The sequence below is a fragment of the Silvibacterium acidisoli genome (assembly GCA_022870745.1).
GTDB lineage: Bacteria > Acidobacteriota > Terriglobia > Terriglobales > Acidobacteriaceae > Silvibacterium.
Genome location: CP085323.1, coordinates 4387430 through 4408261 on the forward strand (window position 1 = coordinate 4387430; position 20832 = coordinate 4408261).

Consider the following 20832-nt stretch of genomic DNA (forward strand, 5'->3'; position numbering starts at 1 on the left):
TTCCCACTACAATGAGGTGAAAGCTTCAGCGTAGAAAAAAGGGAAGAACCATATGACAAACCCGGTCGACCATTCCAAGGTGGTGGGCGTACGGACCCGTCTCGCCGGATGGGGAGCCAATGCCCGCACGGAAGGTTTCCTTGCCGCACCTGCGTTTGCCAGCGATGTAAGAGGAGTTCTTGACCGCTCGGGCAGCGTTGCCCGCGGGCTGGGCCGCAGCTATGGAGACGCCGCCACCAATGCCGAACGGCAGGTGATCGGCATGACCGCGGCCGATCGTTTTCTCGCTTTCGACGAAGAGACCGGCACGCTGACGTGCGAGGCGGGCACGAGCCTGGAGAGCATCATCGCGGTATTTGCGCCGCGCGGCTGGTTTCCCATGATTACGCCGGGTACGAAATTTGTAACTGTCGGTGGATGCATTGCCAACGACATTCATGGCAAGGCGCACCATGTTGACGGCTGCTTCAGCAACTGCGTCGATGAGTTCACCGTTCTGCTTGCCAGTGGAGAAATCGTGCTCGCAAGCCGTGAGCAGAACCCCGATCTCTTTTGGGCGACTTTTGGCGGCATGGGTCTGCTTGGCATCGTGTTGACTGCGACCATCCGCCTGCGCAAGATCGAGACCACGTACTTCCGCCAGAAATCGATCAAGGTCGACGACCTGGAAGAGATGCTGGCCGCGCTCGATGAATACGACAGCATCTTTCCGTACTCCGTGGCCACGCTCGACGTGATGGCCACCGGCGAGCGTCTTGGTAAAGGAGTGCTGACTGTCGGCGATCACGCCACGCTCGGCCAGTTGCCGGAAGAACTGGTGGCAAACCCGCTTACTGTTTCCGGGCCGCCGAAGATTGCTGTACCGATCGAAATGCCGGACATTACGCTGAACCCGCTGAGCATCCGCCTGGTGAATGCCGCGATCCAGAAGATCCAGTCGAGCGGCGGAGCGATCAGCCATTACGAGAAGTTTTTTTATCCGCTCGACAAGATTGCCAACTGGAACCGGGGTTACGGTAAGCGCGGATTCACTCAGTACCAGTTTGTCATTCCGTTCGAAAACGGAATGAAGCGGATGCGGGAGATTCTGCAGACCATCCTTTCGTCCGGTGAGCTGCCTTTCCTGAACGTGCTGAAGCGCTTCGGCCGGGAAGGCCTGGGCACGCTGTCGTTTCCTCGTGAAGGCTATACCTTTGCCATCGACTTTCCCATACGCGCCAACACGGTAGCGCTCACTCGCAGGCTCGATGCCATGATTCTCGATGCAGGAGGGCGCATCTATCTCGGCAAGGATTCGTTTGTCGAGCCGCAGACCTTCCGTGCGATGTATCCAGGCAAGGTGGAGCAATTCCTCGCGGTGAAGGAGAAGTACGATCCTGAAGGAGTCTTCACCTCCGATCTTGGCCGCCGTGTGCAGCTGAGCAAGTAAGTTTAGTAAGGCGATTCCGGCCAGGAGTGACGCGGATAGCGGCGCATAAGCTCCCGGCGCACGGTTGGATAAAGTCTCTCCCAGAAGCCTGCAAGATCCGTCGTTGTCTGCACCGCGCGCTGATTTGGCGCGAGCAGATGCAGTACGACGGGTGTCTTTGACGGGCCTATGCGCGGCGTTTCCCGCATGCCGAAGAAGTCCTGCAATCGCGATGCGATCCACGGCGATTTGCCGCTCTCGTAATGAACCTTCGTCGTGCGTCCACCCTGAAGGCGAAGGGTCGCCGGTGCAAGATCCGCAAGGCGAATGCCTGTCTGCTGTTCGATCAGTGGCAGAAGGGTCGCAGCGGCCAGCTTCTTCAATTCAGTAAAGCTGCGAAGACCCGAACTCACCTCGCGCAATAAAGCGGACAGATCGGGTTTCGCGGCCCCAGCAAACTCGATGCGTGCGAGCAGGTTCTCGAGAACTTCGGTATCGACGAAGCGCGCGATGCCTGCTTCAAGAGCGGCATCGGCAAGCATGGCGGCCGCCGCTGAGGGATCGGTGGGTGCGTGACGGGATTCTGAAAGAACGAGCTGATCGTAGACCAGTGAGCTTATTTCGTCCACGCGTTCAGCGGTGCGATGCCAAGCGAGCTCACGTGTTTCGCGAATGTTTTCGGGGAAGAGATCGATCAGCCATTCCGGTTCGATGGGCGCGAAGGCTCTCACCAGCGGCATGGGCTTTTCCTTGCGGTCTTCCGCGTCGATAGCCAGGAGAAACTGCTGTTGCGGGGCGTCGGTTGCAAGCTCCGCCGAGATGCCGCCACTCAGCAGAAGCTGGCGTCCGCTGCGCACGCTGGCTACGCGGTCAGGAAAGCCTGCCAGCAAAGACTTCAGCAGGGCCTCATCATTGTGTTCAGGGGTGCGCGGTGCCCTGGTCAGGCGCAGCAGCTGCGTGAGAACCTGGTGGAAGCGATGGTCCGATGGCGGATGATCGGTGGCCTCGAGAAGATTGCCTGCAAGCAGCTTCGAGCTGAGCAGCGCAACGGCAATGCATGCGCTGTGTGCCGCGCCACGGCTCTTTGCTTCCGTCAGAACTCGCGCCAATCGCGGAGGCAGTGGATACGCAGCGAGTTCCGCTGCGAGATCACCTGAAGCTCCGAGGCGGTCCAGCAGGGCGTCCGCGGCATCGAGCGCAGGTTGGGGAGGCGCGTCGAGCCATGCCAGATCGGGCGCGTTCTCCACATCGAGTACACGCAGGGTCAGCACAAGATTCGCAAGATCGGCACGCAGAATTTCCGGAGTGTCGTGTGCCGGTCTGCGTTGCATGTCTTCTTCCGGAAACAGTCGCACGGCGAGTCCCGGACCTGTTCGCCCGGCACGGCCTGCGCGCTGGCGAACGGACGCCTGGCTGACGCGCCCTATCTCGAGCGTTGGCAGACCGGTCCACGGCGACGTGGTTGCAATGCGTGCAAGCCCGGAATCGATGACCGTGGTGACGCCATCGATGGTGATAGACGATTCGGCAACGTTGGTTGCGAAGATCACTTTGCGCCTCGATCCGGGTGCGAGAGCGCGATCCTGTTCGGCTGGAGGCAGATCGCCATGAAGCGGCAGCAGCTCGAGGTCGAATCGATTGCCGTCCGGCCTGCATGCGGTGATGGCGCGGCGAATCTCCGCAGCTCCGGGCAGAAAGATCAGCGTATGTCCCGCAGTGCGCGTGACGATACTCGCGAGTGCTTGATTGACCTGAGCTTCGAGCGGTGCAGGGGAGTATGGCCGATGCTCGACAGTGAGCGGAAACGCACGGCCTTCCGAACTCAATACCGGGCAATGGCCGAGGAAAGCTGCAATCGGCGAGGTGTCGAGCGTGGCCGACATCACCAGCAGCTTCAGGTCCGGCCGGGTGGTGCGTTGCAGGCGGTAGAGCAGCGCGAGCGCAAGATCGGTATCGAGATGCCTCTCATGGAACTCGTCGAGAATGACCATACCGATGCCGCGAAGTGTGCGATCTGTCTGCAGGCGACGCGTCAGTACGCCTTCGGTGATGAATCGCAGGCGCGTTCGTTCGCTGCCTACCTGTTCGAATCGCACCGTATAGCCGACGGTGTTTCCGGCCTGTTCTCCAAGTTCTTCAGCAACTCTGCGGGCCGCCATTCTTGCGGCGATCCGTCGCGGCTCGAGGACGAGTATCTCACCAACAATATGGGACAGCAACGCCGCAGGCACGCGCGTCGTTTTGCCCGCGCCGGGAGCGGCCTCAAGCACCACGCTGGGAGAGCGAAGGACGGTGGCGACAATCTCTGGGAGCAGCTTATCGATTGGAAGTGAACTGAGGGACACGGGCTATAGAAATTGTATGGCCTCGGGTCGTTGAATGAAGACCGCCGATGAAAATCGTGAGAGCCCCAGCGCGTGGCCGGAAAGACGGACAGACACAGGGCAGTTATTGATTTTTCGTTTGAGTGCCCGGAAAACTCATCAATTCTTCCGCGATCGTTCGCTTAGGGTTCGTGAATGATCGCGGAAGGGCGGTTGTCGAGTCTATAGAGTCGTGGAAAGCGTTACGACTTCTTTGCCTGATTTGCTGTTTGGGCTGGCTCCTTGATGGTGGTCACCAGGTCGAATATCGTCCAGGTGAACTTGTTGTTCGGATCGGTCGCGAGATTGGTGTTATTCAAAGTTGTAGAGGTCTGCGCCGTCTTCTGCCCGGTTGCCCCGAGGCGGCCTTTGAATATCGCGCCGACTGCATTGCCTACGTCTTTCGCTCTCTGGTTGGCGCTGGCTATTTGCGGAGTCGCTTCTCCTGGCAGCTTGGGATACGTGATCTGGTTACAGACGAGGCCACCCGGGCATGGCTTGCCTATCCTTCCCCTCACCTGAAAAATTTCGCTGCCTTTGGACCTGGTAACGATGTGGAAGGTATTGCCATCTGCTCCCACCCCACCGAACCATTGCAGCTTTACAGCTGGGTCCTGATCTGGAGTTTTGATTTGTGATGGATCTTCGGAAAGCAGGGCCAGCGGTTTTCCCGTAGCTGCATCAAGCAGTGTCAGGCTGGAGCCGTTCAGCACGACGAAGTAAGCCTGTCCAGTGCCAGCTATGAACACCGGCGTGTCGCTTGTAACCAGGCTGGTAGCGGCGGAAGGAGGTTTTATCTCCTCGGGTTTGATTGCAGGTGCCGTAGCGATCAGAAAGTCGCCGCCCACATCGTGCATGTCTACTCGTGGCAATTGCGCTTCTTCTTTCTTTTCGGCATAGTCCCGAACATTGTCGGACACGTATTTCGAGAGATCTCCGAAGGTGATGTACCCATCCGCCCCAACCGCCTTGCCTCGAAGCCCTTCCAGCAAGTAGTAGGTAAAGATACCGTGTGAAAGCTCAGGGTCTTCAAAGCTGTAGGATCCGGGTTTGGTCGCGAGCAAGATGGTCATTCCCTCGGAAGCTTTAAAGCTGGCCATGCTGCGCGGCTTGTCTGTATCCCGCGTGCTGCTGTTGGAAGCGCGGCACGCATCGATGAAAATCACGTTGCGCCGCGCTCCACTCTGCTTCATCAGATCCTGGACTTCATCGAGGGGCAAGGCTTCCGTGTCCATGTTGTCGGGATCTGAACCATATGTCATCAGAAAGTTTTTCTCGTTCTTGTCTTCGAAGCCATGACCCATGAAGGCGAAGATGAGTGTGCCCTGTGTCGTGTCACCCAAATACGTCTTCTCATTTGCCAGAGCTTTTCGAACGCCATCGGCGGTGGCTTCGGTGCTGGGCACGAGATGAACACGATACCCCTGGCGCTCAAGCTCCGTCTTGAGCTCGGCGGCGTCGTTGTATGTAAAGCGCAATGAAGCGAGCCCGGAGTTGCGATAGTTCGGAGCAACCAGTATGGCTTCCTTGGTCTCGGCTTCGAAGGAGACCTGCTGAGATTGAGTAAACGTCGGTCTCGCTCCGCCGCGCGCGGTGAGCTGATTGTTGTCCGGCTGGCTGGCGGTTTTGCCTGCGGGCTTCGCGGTTGTCTTGTGTGTCTGGGCATGCAAACCGCACGGTAGAAGGCTTAGCGCCAGCAAACAGCCAGCCAGCCTGTTCATCGTAGAAGGAAGAATGATCTCCATAAATGACCTCCTGATCGACTTCTCGGACGTAGAGTCCAATAGCGTTGATATGACCGGCCCGGTTACAACGGATTCCATCCTGATCCTGCGAGCTATGGGGTGGAACGTACTGAGAAGGATTGGATCGACCAGTTTGCAGGCACCTTCGGCGCTCCACTACCGCCTCTTGTGCCGTCTGTGACGGAGCTGAAGAGCAAGTCAAGCGCGCTCTGGCCCCGTCTGTTTTCGGTGTGACGAACACCGGTCCATTGAAAGGCTCCGGGGTCGAGAGGATCTGCGCTTGCGATGATGAAATAGTTATCGGTGCCGGCAGGTTCGCCGATCTCGAGGTCGAACGGATTTCGAGTAGCAACGATACGGGGCTCGGGTGGGTCCGTTCGTGGAAGAAGATTGCCGACATTGCCGTTGTTCGGGTCGGGAAAAAGGCACGTGGCGTCGCCCGCAGAGTCGATCAGAAAAACGTAAACATAGCGGCGCGAGACACCGCCGGAGTTGGCCGCATCGCTCAACGCCCTGGGGTCGGCCGTAAAGATAAATTTGAAACGCTCGCCGAACTTGAATGGTCCGCTGCCCGCAGGCTGATTGCCTCCGAATTTTTCCATCGACAACAGATAAGGGAAGGATGGATCGCCGCCCGATGGGCCGTTGAGGTTGAGCCAGCCATAGATTCGCGCCAGACGCGTGGCGAGACTTGTCAGCTCATCCGGTGAGGTGGCCCAGTCGGTACGCATGGGTAAGCGATTCCCAGCGGGAGACGCAATCAAAGCATCTTTAAAAATCCAGCTGTACGTGATCTTTCCATTGCGCAGGCTGCCTGCAAGAAGATAGACCGAAGCGGCGGGGTCGGGAACCACATTGACAGCAAGATTCTCTGTGCCGGCGCCGAGCTTGAGAGCAGAAGCTGTCTGACCGTCTACAGGCAGGATCGGCCAAAGGCGAATGTCTGTGGCGGAGGTCAGATGGTTGGCGAGATCGTCATAAGAGGGTGACTTGCCCAGGGCAACCGCACTCCCGGCGCGAGGAAACCGTTCGAGAAAATATCCGCCCGTTCGCCAGTACAGAACATGAGTCGGCGGGCTGGATATCAACGGATCGGAAATGAGCCGCAGATGGCTTTGCTGTGAAAGCTGATCGAGACTCTTCGCTAGTCCCAGGATTGCCGCGGCATCCGGCGCGTCTCTGGTGAAGAAGACCGACAGGACCTGCTGCGGAGGAGCCACCCAGGTTTCAAGACGGAAGAGGTCGCCCGGGTTCACGCGATCGTTCGACGATGCATCCAGAAGGCGCGCTTCTGACCCGCCCAGGGTGACGTCCGTGAGTTCGACTCGTATGGCTGGAGGATTAGTGCGAGCAAGCGTGCAGCCTGTAGCGAGACCGATTGCGGAGCCGCCGCGTAGCTTGAGAGTGCCTGGGCCCGTGATCGACTCCACGGCAACTGTGAGCGACGTTGCCTCGCCAGCGGGCACGCCGAGCAGGCCGCGTGTCTGCCGGCCGCTGCCTCCGCAGATAGGCAGCTGCACGCTCCCTTGGCTTGCCATGATGGATTGAACGCGGGTGCAGATCTGCTCGACGCTCTGGTTCGCGATAGCGGACTGTAACACCTGAGACAGAGCTGCCGTAAAGACGCCATGCGCCAGGTCTTTGCGAGTGCCCGTGGCATCTCTCACCGTAACGGTTATTTCAGCTGCCGGCTGATCTTCACGTGCTGCCCCGAGAAAGAGCATGGATCGACTGGTGGGGTCCCGATATTTCTGCCCGGTCGACGGATCGATGTCGGGTGGATCGTTGACCGGATTTGGACCGGGTGGAAGATAGCGAACCTTGCCACTGCTGTTCCATGCGCCTCGGGACATGCCGCCGCTATGGCAGCTGTCGAGAATGACTGTCAGTTGAACATGCTTATCCAGAGCAGCGCGGTAAAGACGGCTCATCTCTTTGTCGCGGATATCCGGAGCTCCGGATTCGGAGTCAGCAGGGACAATCGTCTGATCGAACTGGCCGGCCTCATCGGAAGCCGTGTTGTGTACCTGGGAGCCGTGGCCTGCATAGTAGAAAAGGCTTACGTCGTTTGCGGACGCACTGTCCACCAGGTGCGACCTGAACTCCTGCAGGATACGTGCGCGTGTGGCGTCACCGTTAGTGAGAAAGACAATATCCGCAGAAGTGAAACCGTAGCGATCCTTTAGAATCTGGTTCATTAACTGGGCGTCATTCACGGCTCCGTCGAGATTGGAGAATCTGCTTCCACGCCTTAATGACGCAGATGCCGTGACGTGGGCGCCTCCGATGGATTCGTCTTCGTAGAGGGAACTTTGGGAAGCGTAGACGTACTTGTCGATGCCTATCACCAGTGCGCGCCGGCGTGCATCCGTCGCGGCCCACGCGAAAGGCAGTGAAGGGCTCAATAAACTGAGTGCAGTAAGTTCGATGACAGCGCGACGTGTAAGCACTGCAGCTCCTTATTGGGTCAGAAACCAGGTGAGGGCGCTATCGACATAACTGACCGTCGGTCCCCAGGTTTGTACGACATCACCCTTGAACACAGCACGCCCGTAAAATGTCGTATTTCCGCAGCCGACATTGCCATACATGTCGTCCCATGGAGCGATCGTGCCGCGGAAGCCGCCGTCGGTGTAAATGTCGATAGACCAGGGTGTGCGGTTATCGACGTGTATGCGGCAGGCGCTTTCCCGCGTCTGCTCGCCACCTTTTGCCGCAGGCGCCGGAATCACATTGTAGGGGTCGTTGAGAGCGCGACCATGTTTGATGTTTTCATCCGGAGCGTCCAGCTCTCCTCGACTCTTCGCAGCCTTCGTGGTCACGGTCTTCGGATGATCCTGCCCAGGAGCAGGCCGCAAAGCGAAGCAGGTTAACAGGCTTACCCCAAGCACCAATGTGCGATGCATAACGCGAGTCTTCATAAAGATCCCTGGATCTCCGCATGTTGGCAGGCCTTATGTCCAGCTAAGGCGATGACACACAGTGCAACCGCAACCTTTCATAGCAATGGGCTGGCGCTAAGGCCAGAGAAATAGTTTCGGCAATAACTAGCCAATTGGATTTTGGGGCCGGGAGAAGCGATCTTCGAGCGGGGGCGGCAAGCGGATCGTACCGATTTATACAACGATCATCCGGCCACTTGGCAAGTAGTTTTCTGAAAATTTGAAGATTATTTTGGCGCGAAGTACAAATGCCGCATCTTAGCGGCACTACTGAGCTATAGTCACTGCTCGGTAATTACTATATTGGAAACTAGTATCCTAGTTAGCCTTTCATTGTCGCGATATGCGAAATACAAATATTTACGGGATGGAGTTATATATGTAATGCCATCGTCGATTCCGGAATTCGTATGCCACCTGTCGGCATATCCATTTAAATTCTTTTGGCTGTTTTCGCGCGGTCGCGTTTTCCTATGCGGCGGTTGCTCTCTGACTAGATCTCGAAGACATTGTGCCGCATGCGGGTTCCGCGCAGGTATCGTATCCATCCCGGCCATCGAGGTTTTATTGGATCGTGTGCAGCGAAGCTGCTTATCATGGAAGCAATCATGTGTTTTTCTGCGACAGCGAACTTTGTAGGGAGCGGTGTACTCGGTGCTCTTGGTGTGGCGACGATGCTGCACGTGAAGCATCGCCGGGAGCTGATGTTTGCCTCTCTTCCGCTTCTGTTTGCACTGCACCAGTTCACCGAAGGCTTCGTATGGCTCGGTGCCAATGGGATCCTTTCGCCAGCGGTCGAGCATGGCGCCGGCGCCGCTTTCATGTTGTACGCGCAAGGATTATTGCCGGCGCTGATTCCCCTGAGCGTGATGCTCTTCGAACGCACGGCGAAGCGGAGGCGGATGATGCTGCCGTTCGTGATTCTTGGGTTCGGGCTCACGCTGTACACGCTCTGGGCGCTTGCGGCCTTTCCGACGCAGGTGTTGGAGCAGCAACATAGCATCGTGTACATCAACCAGGCTACGAACTACACGACGGTCGCGGTCCTTTATGTGATTGCGACATGCGGGTCGTTATTTGCATCGGAGAACTTGGACATGATCCTGTTTGGGACGGCGAACGTGGTGATCCTGCTGATTGTGATGGCAGTAAAACGCTACGCATTCACGTCGGTATGGTGCGCGTATGCGGCGGTGGCGAGCGTAATCATACTGGCATACTTCTGGAGAAGCCGGAAGGTTCGCCCGTTGCAATATGTAGGGCAGATATAAGATCCAGGCCGGTTATCTTCTCGAAGATCTTCCCAGGGATGCCATGCCTTGGAAGCCTTTCGGCAGGCTGGCCGGATTGATGATGCGTAGAACCCTGCGTTCGTATCGCGCTGTCGATAACCTCGGTCAATCGGTGATCAATCGTTTTCGAACGTTCGGTTCGTTCCTTGGCTCAATCTCACCACGGCGCCCGGCGCTTCGACGAGCTCTGACGTAGGCGTCCATTGTGAACAGCGCACCTCAAATTTTGATGTTTTCAATGCGATTCCCGGCGCTCTAAACGGCGCGGCCATAATGTCAGCCCCGAGGCGCATCTAACCGCATTTGTGAATAGGAAGTGGGGCGTGGGAGACCAGGGCAAAGGGAAATGGGTCCGGTTCGGCAATTCGACGGTCATCCGATGGCTCCGTGGAGCGATGGTATGGGCACTGCCGGTGGTGTGCCTTGTAGCGCACGCGCAGCAGCAGAAGACTGCTCCTGCTGGGTCCGCAAGAAGCCAGGCACCGAAAACTGCTCCGGAGACCGCTGCAATTCTTTCGTCGTACGAGGGGCAGAAGGTGACCGGCATCCAGATCGCCGGCCAGCCGGAGGCCAAGACCAGCGATTACGCGTCCCTGTTCGTTCAGCATGAGGGTGAACCGTTTGCCGTGCAGAAAGTGCAGCAAACCGTAGATGCTCTCAAGGCGACCGGAAAATTCAAAGAGGTTCAGATTCAGGTCGACCCGGAGGCCCAGGGCGTTCGGGTTCTCTTTGTGCTTGAGCCTGCCACCTACTTCGGAATTTTCACGTTCCCAGGCGCGGAGCAGTTCGCATACTCACGCCTCATTCAAATCTCAAATTTCCCACCGCAGGCTCCCTTCAATGCAGACGACATCGCGGTCGACAGGGATAATCTGCTGAACTTCTTCCGGCAGGAGGGGTACTTCCAGGCAACGGTAACTCCCGAGGTCCAGCTTGACACGGCGCATGGGCTTGCCAACGTGCTCTTCCGGACCGACCTGAAGAAGAAAGCAAAGTTCGGACAGGTGGACATCGCCGGTGTTTCGCCCGCGCAGGCATCCAGCCTCGATGATCGACTGAAGACCCTTGGGGCACGTTTGCGCGGATCGGCGATACGTCCCGGTAAGACCTATCATCACGGCACTTTGAATAAGGCGAACACCTTCCTGCAGAACAGGCTGGTCAAGGAGAACCATCTCTCGGCTCGCGTCCAGATGCAGGGAGCAGAGTACAACGCCGAGACGAATCGCGCAGATATTCATTTCGATATACACGAGGGTCCGCCTATCAAGGTGGATATCGAAGGCGCTCACTTATGGAGCTGGTCGAAGAAGTCGCTCCTGCCCATGTACCAGGGAGTCGGCGTGGATCCGGAATCGGTGCAGGAGGGGCAGCAGGCACTCACCTCCTACTTCCAGGGCAAAGGCTACTTCGACGTGGCGGTCAGCTCACAGTTCAGCCGCAAGCCGAACCACGGCGAAATCACCATCCTGTACAAGATCGAGAAGAAGGACAAGCACAAGGTTACGTCGGTTCGTGTCGCGGGAAACAAGGCGATGCCGGATAAGGATCTTATGCCGCGCGTTACCGTGCAGAAAGCGCACTTCTATTCACACGGCAGCTACAGCGAAAAGCTGGTGCGCGGCAGCGTGAACAATCTCGAAGCCCTGTATAAGTCCGAGGGGTTCAGCAATGTGAAGGTCGTGCCTAAGGTGACGCGCCAGTCGGGAAATGTTCTGGTGGCGTTCGACGTAACCGAAGGCCCGCGCGACATCGTCAATACGCTGCGTATCGAGGGAGCCGATACTTTTCCCGAGGCCCAGTTTGCTCCGAATGGTCTGAAGCTGGCGCCGGGCAAACCGTATTCACAACGCTTCGTGGAAGATGATCGCGCCAACATCGTTGCTCATTATCTGCAGGCAGGGTATCTGACTTCAAATTTCCGGCAGACAGCCGCGGTGGTGTCCAAGTCGGACCCGCACCACATCGACGTGGTCTATCACATCTATGAAGGTCCTAGAGTATTTACCGGAGATGTAATCACCATGGGACGCGTTCATACGCAGCAGAAGCTTATCGACCGCGACGTGAATCCGTACATCCAACCGGCTCAGCCGCTAACCGAAGGCCACCTGCTTACAGCGGAGAGTTCCTTGTACGATCACACCGGGGTATTCGACTGGGCCGAGATCGATCCGCGCCGCCAGATCACGACCCAGAACAAGGAAGATGTACTGGTCAAGGTACACGAGGCTAAGAAGAACCAGATCACTTACGGCTTCGGATTCGAACTGATCAATCGCGGAGGCAGTATTCCCAGCGGCACCGTGGCGCTGCCCAATCTCCCGCCCGTCGGTTTGCCCTCATCGTATCGAACGAATCAGCAGACGTTCTACGGTCCGCGTGGAACCTTCCAGTACACCCGAAACAACTTTCGCGGCAAGGGAGAATCGCTTTCATTCACTGCCTTCGCCGGACGCCTGGACCAGCGTCTCGCCGCTTACTATATTGATCCCAACCTGCGGTGGTCTCTTTGGAAATCGACTTTTGCTGTCTCGGGTGAACGCGACGAGGAGAACCCCATCTACTCATCGCAGCAGGAGTTGGGTAGCTACCAGATTCAGCGCACGCTGGACAAGAAGAAGACGAATACTCTTTTCCTGCGTTACAGCTTCAGCAAAACCAAGTTGACGCGCGTGGAAATCGATGCGCTGGTGCCTGAGGAAGACCGCAACGTGCGTCTTTCGACGATTGCCGCAAATCTCACGCATGACACCCGCGACAACGCGCTCGACGCGCATAAGGGCATGCTCGACAGCATCGAGGTTGACTACAACGCACCCAAGCTCGGCTCCTCGGTGGACTTTGCCAAGCTCACTGCGCAGGCCGCGTACTACAAGCCGATTTTCCATCAACCCAATTTGATCTGGGCGAACAGTGTCCGTATCGGTCTGGCACAACCGGTTGCGGGAAGCCGCGTTCCGCTGAGTGAGAAGTTCTTTACCGGTGGTGGAAACACGTTGCGCGGCTTTCCTCTCGATGGCGCGGGCCCTCAGCAGGCGGTTTGCCTTGGAGATACGGGCAACAGTGTAGATTGCGATACGAACCCGAACGCATCACGCATCAATGTCCCAACGGGTGGCGATGAGCTTCTGCTGATCAACTCCGAGCTTCGCTTTCCACTGGGAATCAAGAAGGGGTTGGGTATGGCTGCCTTCTACGATGGCGGCAATGTCTTTTCGACCGTTGGATTTCACGACTTCACCTCGTTGTACTCGAACAACGTCGGGCTTGGCCTGCGCTATGCCACGCCTGTCGGGCCGGTGCGTGTTGATCTGGGACGCAATCTGAATCCCATACCGGGCATCAACGCGACACAGTACTTCATCAGCATTGGACAGGCATTCTAACGGGGGCAACGGTGGCTACGGACGAGACAACGGAACCGAATCCGGAGAAGGAATCAACACATCACAGGCGGCTGGCCATACGCGTTGCCGCATGGCTGGCAGGCGCGTTGGTGGTGTTGTTGCTGATCTCCGCGCTCGCAGTTGAAGTCCTTCTGCACAACACACGGTTTCACAACTATGTGCTGGCGACCGTGGAGAAGAAGGCATCCGAAACGCTGGGCACAGAGGTTCACCTTCAGAACTTCGCGCTGAATCTCTCCAGTCTCAGTCTCGATCTTTACGGTCTTCGCGTTAACGGTGCAGCGCCTTATCCGAATCCTCCGTTGCTCGAGGTGGATCACGCCGAAGCCGGCGTGCGCGTTATCTCGTTCCTGCAGCGTAAGTGGTACGTCGATGGCATTCGCATCGACCACCCCATCGTCCGCATTTATGTGGATGCGAAGGGCGTGTCGAATATTCCGACGATCAAGAGCAGTGGTAAGAGCAGCAGCAACACCAGTGTTTTCGACCTGGGTATTCGCCATGCCGTGTTGGACAAGGGAGAGGTCTACTACAACGATCGCAAGAGCGTGCTTTCGGCGGACCTGCGCGAAGTTGATTTTCGCGCCTCGTTCGACCCTTCACTCACGAAGTATACGGGGAGCCTTTCATATAGCGATGGACATCTGCTTTCGGGTACCTTCCGTCCGATTCCACATAACCTTTCAGCCCAGTTCGACGCGACGCCGACTGCCTTCCATCTGACAAACGCGAAGTTGACCAGCGGTGCCTCGCAGGTCACGCTCACCGCTACGGTGCAGAACTACTCCAACCCTCTCGTGCAGGCGCATTACGATGCATCTGTGGACGGGGCCGAGGTGCGGGAGATCCTCAAGATCGCCACGATTCCGACCGGAGTCGTTCATGCGACAGGTTCAGCGCAGTACGCTGCCGTGCCGAATCAACCTGCTCTGAATGCGGTGACGCTACAGGGAGATGTGAACAGCAGCCAGCTTGACGTGCGCACTCCATCGCTGCGAACGCAGATTCGCAATATCGCGGGACACTACTCGCTTGCGCAGGGCAACGTCACGTTGCAGGACTTCAAAGCGGGCCTGCTTGGAGGTGTGCTCACCGCGCAGGGCGAGATGGACGATCTGGCAGGGAACACTCATTCCAAAGTAAGCGCAGGTTTGCGCGGTATTTCAGTGGCAGATCTGAAGCGAACCTTCGCGCCGGCCGCATTGCCGAAAAGCGTGGTCGTCAGCGGGGGAGTCAACGCGCAGGCGACGGCGACATGGGGCAAAACATTCGACGATCTGGTAGCGAAGGCTGATGCCAGCATGCACAGCAACGTGGCCGGCCGAAACCCGGATGGCTCTGCAGCCCAATCCATCCCTGTCGAGAGCGCTCTCCATGGCGTCTACACGGGAAAGACCCAGGAGGTAGTACTTGCGAACAGTTATCTGCGTACGCCCGCAACCAACCTGTCGCTCAATGGAAAAGTCAGCAATCACTCAAGCCTGAATGTGAAACTGCAGGCAAACGACCTGCACGAGTTCGAGACGATATCGATGTTGTTCCGCACGCCCTCGCCGGGGCATCCAGTGACTGCACTCGGGCTTGCCGGAACAGCGAGCTTTCAAGGCACGGTACGCGGTACAACAGCCGCCCCTCGGTTGCAGGGAGTCCTGACCGCTTCCAACGCGCACATCAGCGGTTCCACGGTGAAGGTGTTGCACACGAATGTGGATGTGAGTCCGTCTTACGCGAGCCTGCAGAATGCGGACCTGGAACTGTTGCCCCGAGGAAAGCTTGCCTTCAACGCGAGCACGGAGCTTCACAAGTGGTCTTTCTTGAAATCCAGCGAAGTCCAGGTGGACCTCACCGCTTCGCAGCTCGATATCGCCCAGCTTCAGAGCCTTGCGGGCCAGCAATATCCCGTCACCGGAGTACTGAACGCGAATGTGAAGCTGCACGGCACTCAATTGAACCCGGTTGGGAATGGAGACGTATCTGTTACGAATCTCGTCGCCTACCAGGAGCCGGTAAAGTCTGTGCATCTGACGTTCGCGGGCACCGGCGAAGAAGTTCAGAGCAATCTTGCTGTCGACCTGCCCGCCGGCTCCGTGACGGGATCGGCGACTGTGCGTCCGCAGCAGCGAACTTATACGGCGCAACTGCATTCGACTGGAATTCATCTCGACCAATTGCAGGCGCTAAAAAGCAGGAATCTGAGTGCGAACGGCGTTGTTGCACTCCAGGCGACCGGGCAGGGAAGCTTCGACAATCCGCAGCTTGACGCTACGCTGACCATTCCCCAGCTCGTGATCCAGAACCAGACTGTTCAGTCTCTAAACCTGAAGATGAATCTGGCCGATCACGTAGCAAATGCAAATCTCTCCACGTCTGCCATCGGAACCGGAATCCAGGGACAAGCCCGCGTCGAGCTCACCGGCGACTACATGACGGATGCGAAGATCGACACGCAGAGTATTCCTTTACAGCCGCTGGTGGCTACCTACGCGCCCGATCAGGCTGGAGATGTCACCGGACAGACCGAAGTTCATGCGACGCTGCACGGCCCGCTCAAGAATAAGAGTTTGCTCGAAGCCCACGTCACCATCCCCGTTCTGAAGGTCGGCTACACCGACAATATTCAGCTTGCAGCCACGGCTCCGATTAAGGTCGATTACAAGAACAATGTCATCCAGGTCCAGCGTTCCGCCATTCAGGGAACCGACACGAATCTCCAATTTGGAGGAACGATCCCCACAAGCGGCAACGGCCCCATGTCGCTCATGCTGCTGGGAACGGTCGACCTGAAGCTGGCGCAGCTCTTCGAGCCCGATATCCGCAGCGGCGGCCAGCTCAAGTTCAACATCAACTCCAATGGCCCCGTGAATGCATCGGACATTGGCGGCGAGATTGACATCGTAAACGCCAGCTACTCCTCGGCCGATCTTCCGGTTGGTCTGCAAAGAGGAAACGGAGTCCTCACCCTCACCAAAGACCGTCTGAACGTGTCGCGGTTCGAAGGAACGGTGGGTGGCGGCAAGGTCACTGCTCAGGGCGGTGTTGTGTACCGCCCCAATGTGCAGTTCGATCTGGGTGTTTCAGCACAGGGAGTGCGTGCACTCTACCCTCAGGGCATGCGTGAGAGTGTCGATGCCAGTCTGAGGCTGACAGGCTCAACCGACAATGCGCTGCTCGGTGGGAACGTCAGTCTTACCGAGATCTCGTTTACTCCCGCCTTTGACCTCACCAGCTTTATCAACCAGTTTTCAGGTGGCATTTCTGCACCTCCTTCACCCGGATTCAGTCAGAACCTGCAACTGAATATTGGAGTGCACTCCACCAACGACATCGAGCTCGTGAGCCGAACGCTAAGCATTGGAGGCTCGGCGAACCTGCAGGTACGAGGCACTGCATCGCAGCCTGTGATCCTGGGCCGTGTGAACCTCACTAACGGAGACCTGATTCTCAACGGAGACAGATTTGTGCTCGACGGCGGTACGATTCAGTTCGTCAATCCGTCGGAGACGGAGCCGGTCGTGAACGTCTCGTTGAATACCACCATCCAGCAATACAACATCTTCCTGCGCTTCCAGGGGCCGGTCGCGCAGCTTCACACGGAATACAGCTCCGACCCTGCGCTTCCTTCGGCGGACATCATTAACCTGCTTGCTTTCGGCAATACGACTGAGGCCAACTCGGCGAATCCTTCGACGCCCGCGAATCAGGCAGCCGAGTCACTGGTCGCCTCGCAGGTCAGCAGCCAGGTCACGAGCCGCATTTCGAAGGTGGCCGGTATATCGCAACTCTCCATCAATCCGGTTCTGCAGGGCGGCAGCAACCAGGGGCCTCCTGGCGCCAATATCACCATTCAGCAGCGTGTGACCGGAAACCTGTTTGTGACATTTACCAGCAATGTCGCTTCAACGCAGAACCAGACAATTCAGGGGCAGTACCAGATCTCGCCGCGTGTGGCTGTAAGTGCGACACGAGACCAGAATGGCGGCTTCGCCTTCGATACGCTCATCAAGAAAAACTGGTGATCCACGGATTACCGTACTTTGCGTTATGCGATGAATCGGTCTGACCTGTTCTGTATCTCCATCTTTCGCATAACAAAAGATGGCCGGCACTTGGGTGTGCCGGCCATTCCAAACCATTAGATGGAACATCGGTTTAGAAGCTGAGTTTCAGACCGCCTTGCATTACGCGAGCAGGGATGACGCCAATCGAAGTGATTTGGCCAAAGTTCGCATCACCTGCGTTCGAGTCTGGCTGCCCGAAGCTCGGATGGTTGAACGCATTGAACATCTCCCAGCGGAACTGGAGCTTATAGCGCTCCCTGTAGTCCCAGTTCTTGATGATCGCCGCGTCCATCGTGCGGATCGGTGGCTCGTGATATGCGAACTTCGGAGAGTCTCCCGGAGTACCAGCCGCGTTAGGAGTGAATGCTGCGGGGTTGATGTAGTGGTTCAGCCAGTTCGATTTGCCACCCCTGCGAATTCCAGGATCAACCCCCGGGACGACATCGGCGCGATCCTGTCCGACCAGGAATCCGGAGTTGTTATTGCCTTGTCCGCCATTCATGGTGAACGGTGCTCCGGACTGGGCCGTGAACAGGCCGCTTAACTCCCACCCACCCAGAACGTTCTTGATCAGCGGGTTGGTGTGCTCAAGCTTCGGTGCCTGATAGATGAAGTTGGTCACCGAAACGATTGGATAGTTCAGGCTCGAAAGACCGTAGTCGTGATGGATGTCGAAGGGATCACTTACGCTCGATTCAAACTGAGGATCGCCCGAGCCGCCCACGTCTGTCGTGCGCGACCAGGTGAAGTTGGACTGAACCTGGAAACCGTAAGAAAGACGCTTTTCCAGACCGACCTGCAGTGAGGAGTAGTGCGACGTTCCGCCGTCCTGCACCTGTTTGATATTGCTGAAGTTGGTGTAGAGGTAACGCTGTCCGAAGAGGGGCGAGTTGGGATTGTTGTTGCCCGGGTTCTGCTCCACCGTCGTCGCCTGGTGAAAAGACTCCGCTCCAACATAGGCCATGTGCAGCGCCAGCGTCTTGCCAAACTGTTGCTCGATCGAAAGGTTCCAGCTCTGTGTAATGCCCAGCTTGTAGTTTGAGGCGAAGACAGCGGGAAGGCTGATGGGCGTGGTAAAGGTCACAGTGCTCGGCGGAACGTACGTCGGCGTCGAGAACGGCGGGAAGGGGCTCTTGCCGCCGGTAGCAGCAAAACCGGCCCACGGGGTGTCGAAAGCTAGAGGCACACCGGGAACAACCTGACCTGCGTCAGTTTGCGTAGTGCTTGTTCCTGTCAGCTGATAGCTGGGAGCAAAAGGAGCAGCGTCCCACACGCCGTTATAGAAGGCGTCTTCGAGCGGTGTTGTGAACATGCCGAACCCGGCGCGGATGACGGTATCCGGACGGGTCTGCCATGCCACGCCGATGCGCGGCTCGAAGTAACCGTAAGTCGTCGGCATCAGGCCGGCATTCAGGCCTTTGTCGCCAGGGAAGATCAGACCCTGAGGAGCGCCCGGAAAGCGGGTGCTCTGCTGTCCCGGTACGAAAGCCGCACCGCGTCCGTCGACAACGTTTACAGGAAAGTTCGGGTCCCAGCGGAGCCCGGCAGTAAGGGTCACTGTGGGACGGAACTTGTACTGATCCTGGGCGTATAGACCGACCATCCATCCATGGGTCGTTCCGCTTTCACCAGCTCCCTGCGACAGGGTGTACTCGTCGCCCAGCAGGAAGTCCGAGAGGGCATTGTTGGTGTACTGGCCATTGAAGCTGACGTTCGGGTTCTGGCTTCCGCCATAGAGTTCGTGGCCCCTGCGGTGCATCAGGTCCGTACCGGCGACCAGGGTGTGGCGGCCGAGTGTCTTGGTAAGCGTTTCAGTCAGCCACCACGCCCGGCGTGTGGTGTCGTTCGGTGTACCGCCGGAGAAGGCGGAGAAGCCCTGGCCGCCGCCATACAGGCTGTTGCCGTCAAAGGCGGAAAGGCCGCTGATGTTGCAGGCGGTGGGAGGGTCGTTGACCGCGATGAACTCTGACAGGCAGATCGGGTTGCCGTTCGCGTCCCGTTCCGTCGTGCCAGTCTGGAAGTCGAGCGAAGCGAAAGAGAGCGTGACGCTGTTCAGCAGCGACGGTGTGATGGTCCACGTGTGGTTCGCCACTTCGTTGACATAGATGCCGTGCTGGCCTTCAACACCGGCGAGGATGTTGCCCGGAATCGTCGCTCCCGGAAGATCGTAAGTGTAAGTGAAGCTACGCAGGAATACGCGTTGGCTGGCGTTGATGTTGTAATCCAGGCGGGCTGTGCCTTCGTCATAATTTGAGCGGGACGCCGGATTCACGAAGTTCGTCAGGCCGGTTGCGGGGGCCTGTCCAAGCGGCAGCAGCGCGGCAAGCTTCACAGCTCCCGGGCTGAAAAGGGAAGGATCGACCTGGTTGGGAACGCCGTTGACTGTCTTGAATGGCCCGGTCAATGTGACTGGAACCGCGCTGAAGTCGCCGCGCAACATCGCCGCTGTCGGCGTGTAGGTCGAGTTGGTCGAAGAGGTCAGAGACTGCCGGGTTCCCTGGTAGTTGGCAAAGAAGAAGAGCTTGTCCTTGATTACCGGTCCTCCGACGTAGCCGCCGAACTGGTTTCGCTTCAGGGGATCCACCGCACCGGTGAAGTAGTTGCCAGCATTTAAGGCGCTGTTGCGGATGAATTCGAAGGCTCCGCCGTGAAAGCTGTTAGTACCGCTCTTGGTCTGGATGCTGACGACTGCGCTGGGTGCGAAGCCGTAGCGGGCATCGAAGTTGTTCGAGATGACGCGGAACTCCTGCGTCGCGTCGGCATTCGGGAACGGGGCGGCGAGCAGTTCGTACATGTCCATATTGCCGACACCGTCAAGCAGATACCAGGTGCTGCCCTGGCGCTGGCCGCCGGCCGATGCACCGGACTCCGTCGGGAAGGAATTGTTGCCCGGCGTTGTTCCCGCCTGGGACTGCAACTCGTTCGTAACGCCGCCCGAGAGGAATACCAGGCTCGATGGGTCACGGCCATTCAGAGGAAGTTCTTTGACTGCGTCTTCTTCGATCACCTGGCTGATTTCGGCCGTGGTGGCGTTGATGATCTCGGCTCCACCCTGAACGGTGATCGTTTCACTGGCGCTTCCGGTTTGCAGGGAGACATTCAGCGTCGCCTCCTGTCCGACGGTCAGCTTGATCCCGCTCTGAACCCGCTTTGTGAATCCATCGGCGACAGCGGTCAGGGAGTACTCGCCCGGAGGTAGATTCGACACCGAGAAGACGCCCTGGTCGTTCGACTTGGTCTGCAGGGTTAGATTGGTGCCGGTGTTTTGAACGGTGACGCTCGCATTGGGAACAACTGCTCCGCTGGCGTCTGTGATCGAACCCGAAAGTTTCGCGCCTGTGGTCTGGGCGATGGCGCCCTTGCCGAGTGACAGGACAACACAGAGAAGCAGGAGGCAAACTCGCAGCACTGTCTTCCTCATTACGTGGTTCCTTTCCAATTTCTGGTCTCCAAAATTCAATATTTCGTAATCTGCCAACGCTATATAATGACTTATTCGAGGGAATGGGCTGCTCGGTTGCAGTACTTAACGCCTTAAGATTGACACCACTCGGCAGGTGCTTCGACAGTTGGGCGCCAATTATTCTGTACGTTCAGCTTTGGCGGGACTATAG

The 20832-nt window shown here is 57.6% G+C and carries 9 protein-coding genes; 4 read left to right on the forward strand and 5 right to left on the reverse strand.

The window, feature by feature from the left end; all coding sequences use genetic code 11:
• The first annotated feature begins 52 nt into the window (after positions 1-52).
• Positions 53-1429, forward strand: a complete 1377-nt coding sequence (locus LJD29_RS18295) for an FAD-binding oxidoreductase (RefSeq protein ID WP_446743009.1) — start codon at positions 53-55, stop codon at positions 1427-1429.
• A 2-nt stretch (positions 1430-1431) separates the two neighbouring features.
• Here LJD29_RS18295 and hrpB read toward each other — a convergent pair whose 3' ends face one another.
• The 4 genes from hrpB to LJD29_RS18315 form a co-directional block, all read right to left on the reverse strand.
• Positions 1432-3753 carry an ATP-dependent helicase HrpB gene (gene hrpB, locus LJD29_RS18300; protein ID WP_446743010.1) on the reverse strand — a complete coding sequence of 774 codons (2322 nt, stop codon included), beginning with the start codon at positions 3751-3753 and terminating at the stop codon, positions 1432-1434.
• Positions 3754-3974: 221 nt separating this feature from the next.
• Positions 3975-5516, reverse strand: coding sequence for a caspase family protein (locus LJD29_RS18305; protein ID WP_446743011.1), 1542 nt, complete (start codon positions 5514-5516; stop codon positions 3975-3977).
• 92 nt (positions 5517-5608) lie between these two features.
• Positions 5609-7966 (reverse strand): caspase family protein, encoded by a 2358-nt coding sequence (locus LJD29_RS18310; RefSeq protein ID WP_446743012.1) that lies wholly within the window; start codon positions 7964-7966, stop codon positions 5609-5611.
• A 9-nt stretch (positions 7967-7975) separates the two neighbouring features.
• Positions 7976-8437 (reverse strand): hypothetical protein, encoded by a 462-nt coding sequence (locus LJD29_RS18315; RefSeq protein ID WP_446743013.1) that lies wholly within the window; start codon positions 8435-8437, stop codon positions 7976-7978.
• A 629-nt stretch (positions 8438-9066) separates the two neighbouring features.
• Here LJD29_RS18315 and LJD29_RS18320 point away from each other — a divergent pair.
• From LJD29_RS18320 to LJD29_RS18330, 3 genes are all read left to right on the forward strand, one after another.
• Positions 9067-9729, forward strand: a complete 663-nt coding sequence (locus LJD29_RS18320; protein WP_446743014.1) for a DUF6629 family protein — start codon at positions 9067-9069, stop codon at positions 9727-9729.
• A 344-nt stretch (positions 9730-10073) separates the two neighbouring features.
• Positions 10074-13139 (forward strand): BamA/OMP85 family outer membrane protein, encoded by a 3066-nt coding sequence (locus tag LJD29_RS18325; RefSeq protein WP_446743015.1) that lies wholly within the window; start codon positions 10074-10076, stop codon positions 13137-13139.
• 11 nt (positions 13140-13150) lie between these two features.
• Entirely contained in the window at positions 13151-17176 is a 4026-nt protein-coding gene (locus LJD29_RS18330; protein ID WP_446743016.1) for a translocation/assembly module TamB domain-containing protein, read from the forward strand.
• A 133-nt stretch (positions 17177-17309) separates the two neighbouring features.
• Here LJD29_RS18330 and LJD29_RS18335 read toward each other — a convergent pair whose 3' ends face one another.
• Positions 17310-20639 (reverse strand): TonB-dependent receptor, encoded by a 3330-nt coding sequence (locus LJD29_RS18335; protein WP_446743017.1) that lies wholly within the window; start codon positions 20637-20639, stop codon positions 17310-17312.
• Between the last annotated feature and the right edge of the window lie 193 nt (positions 20640-20832).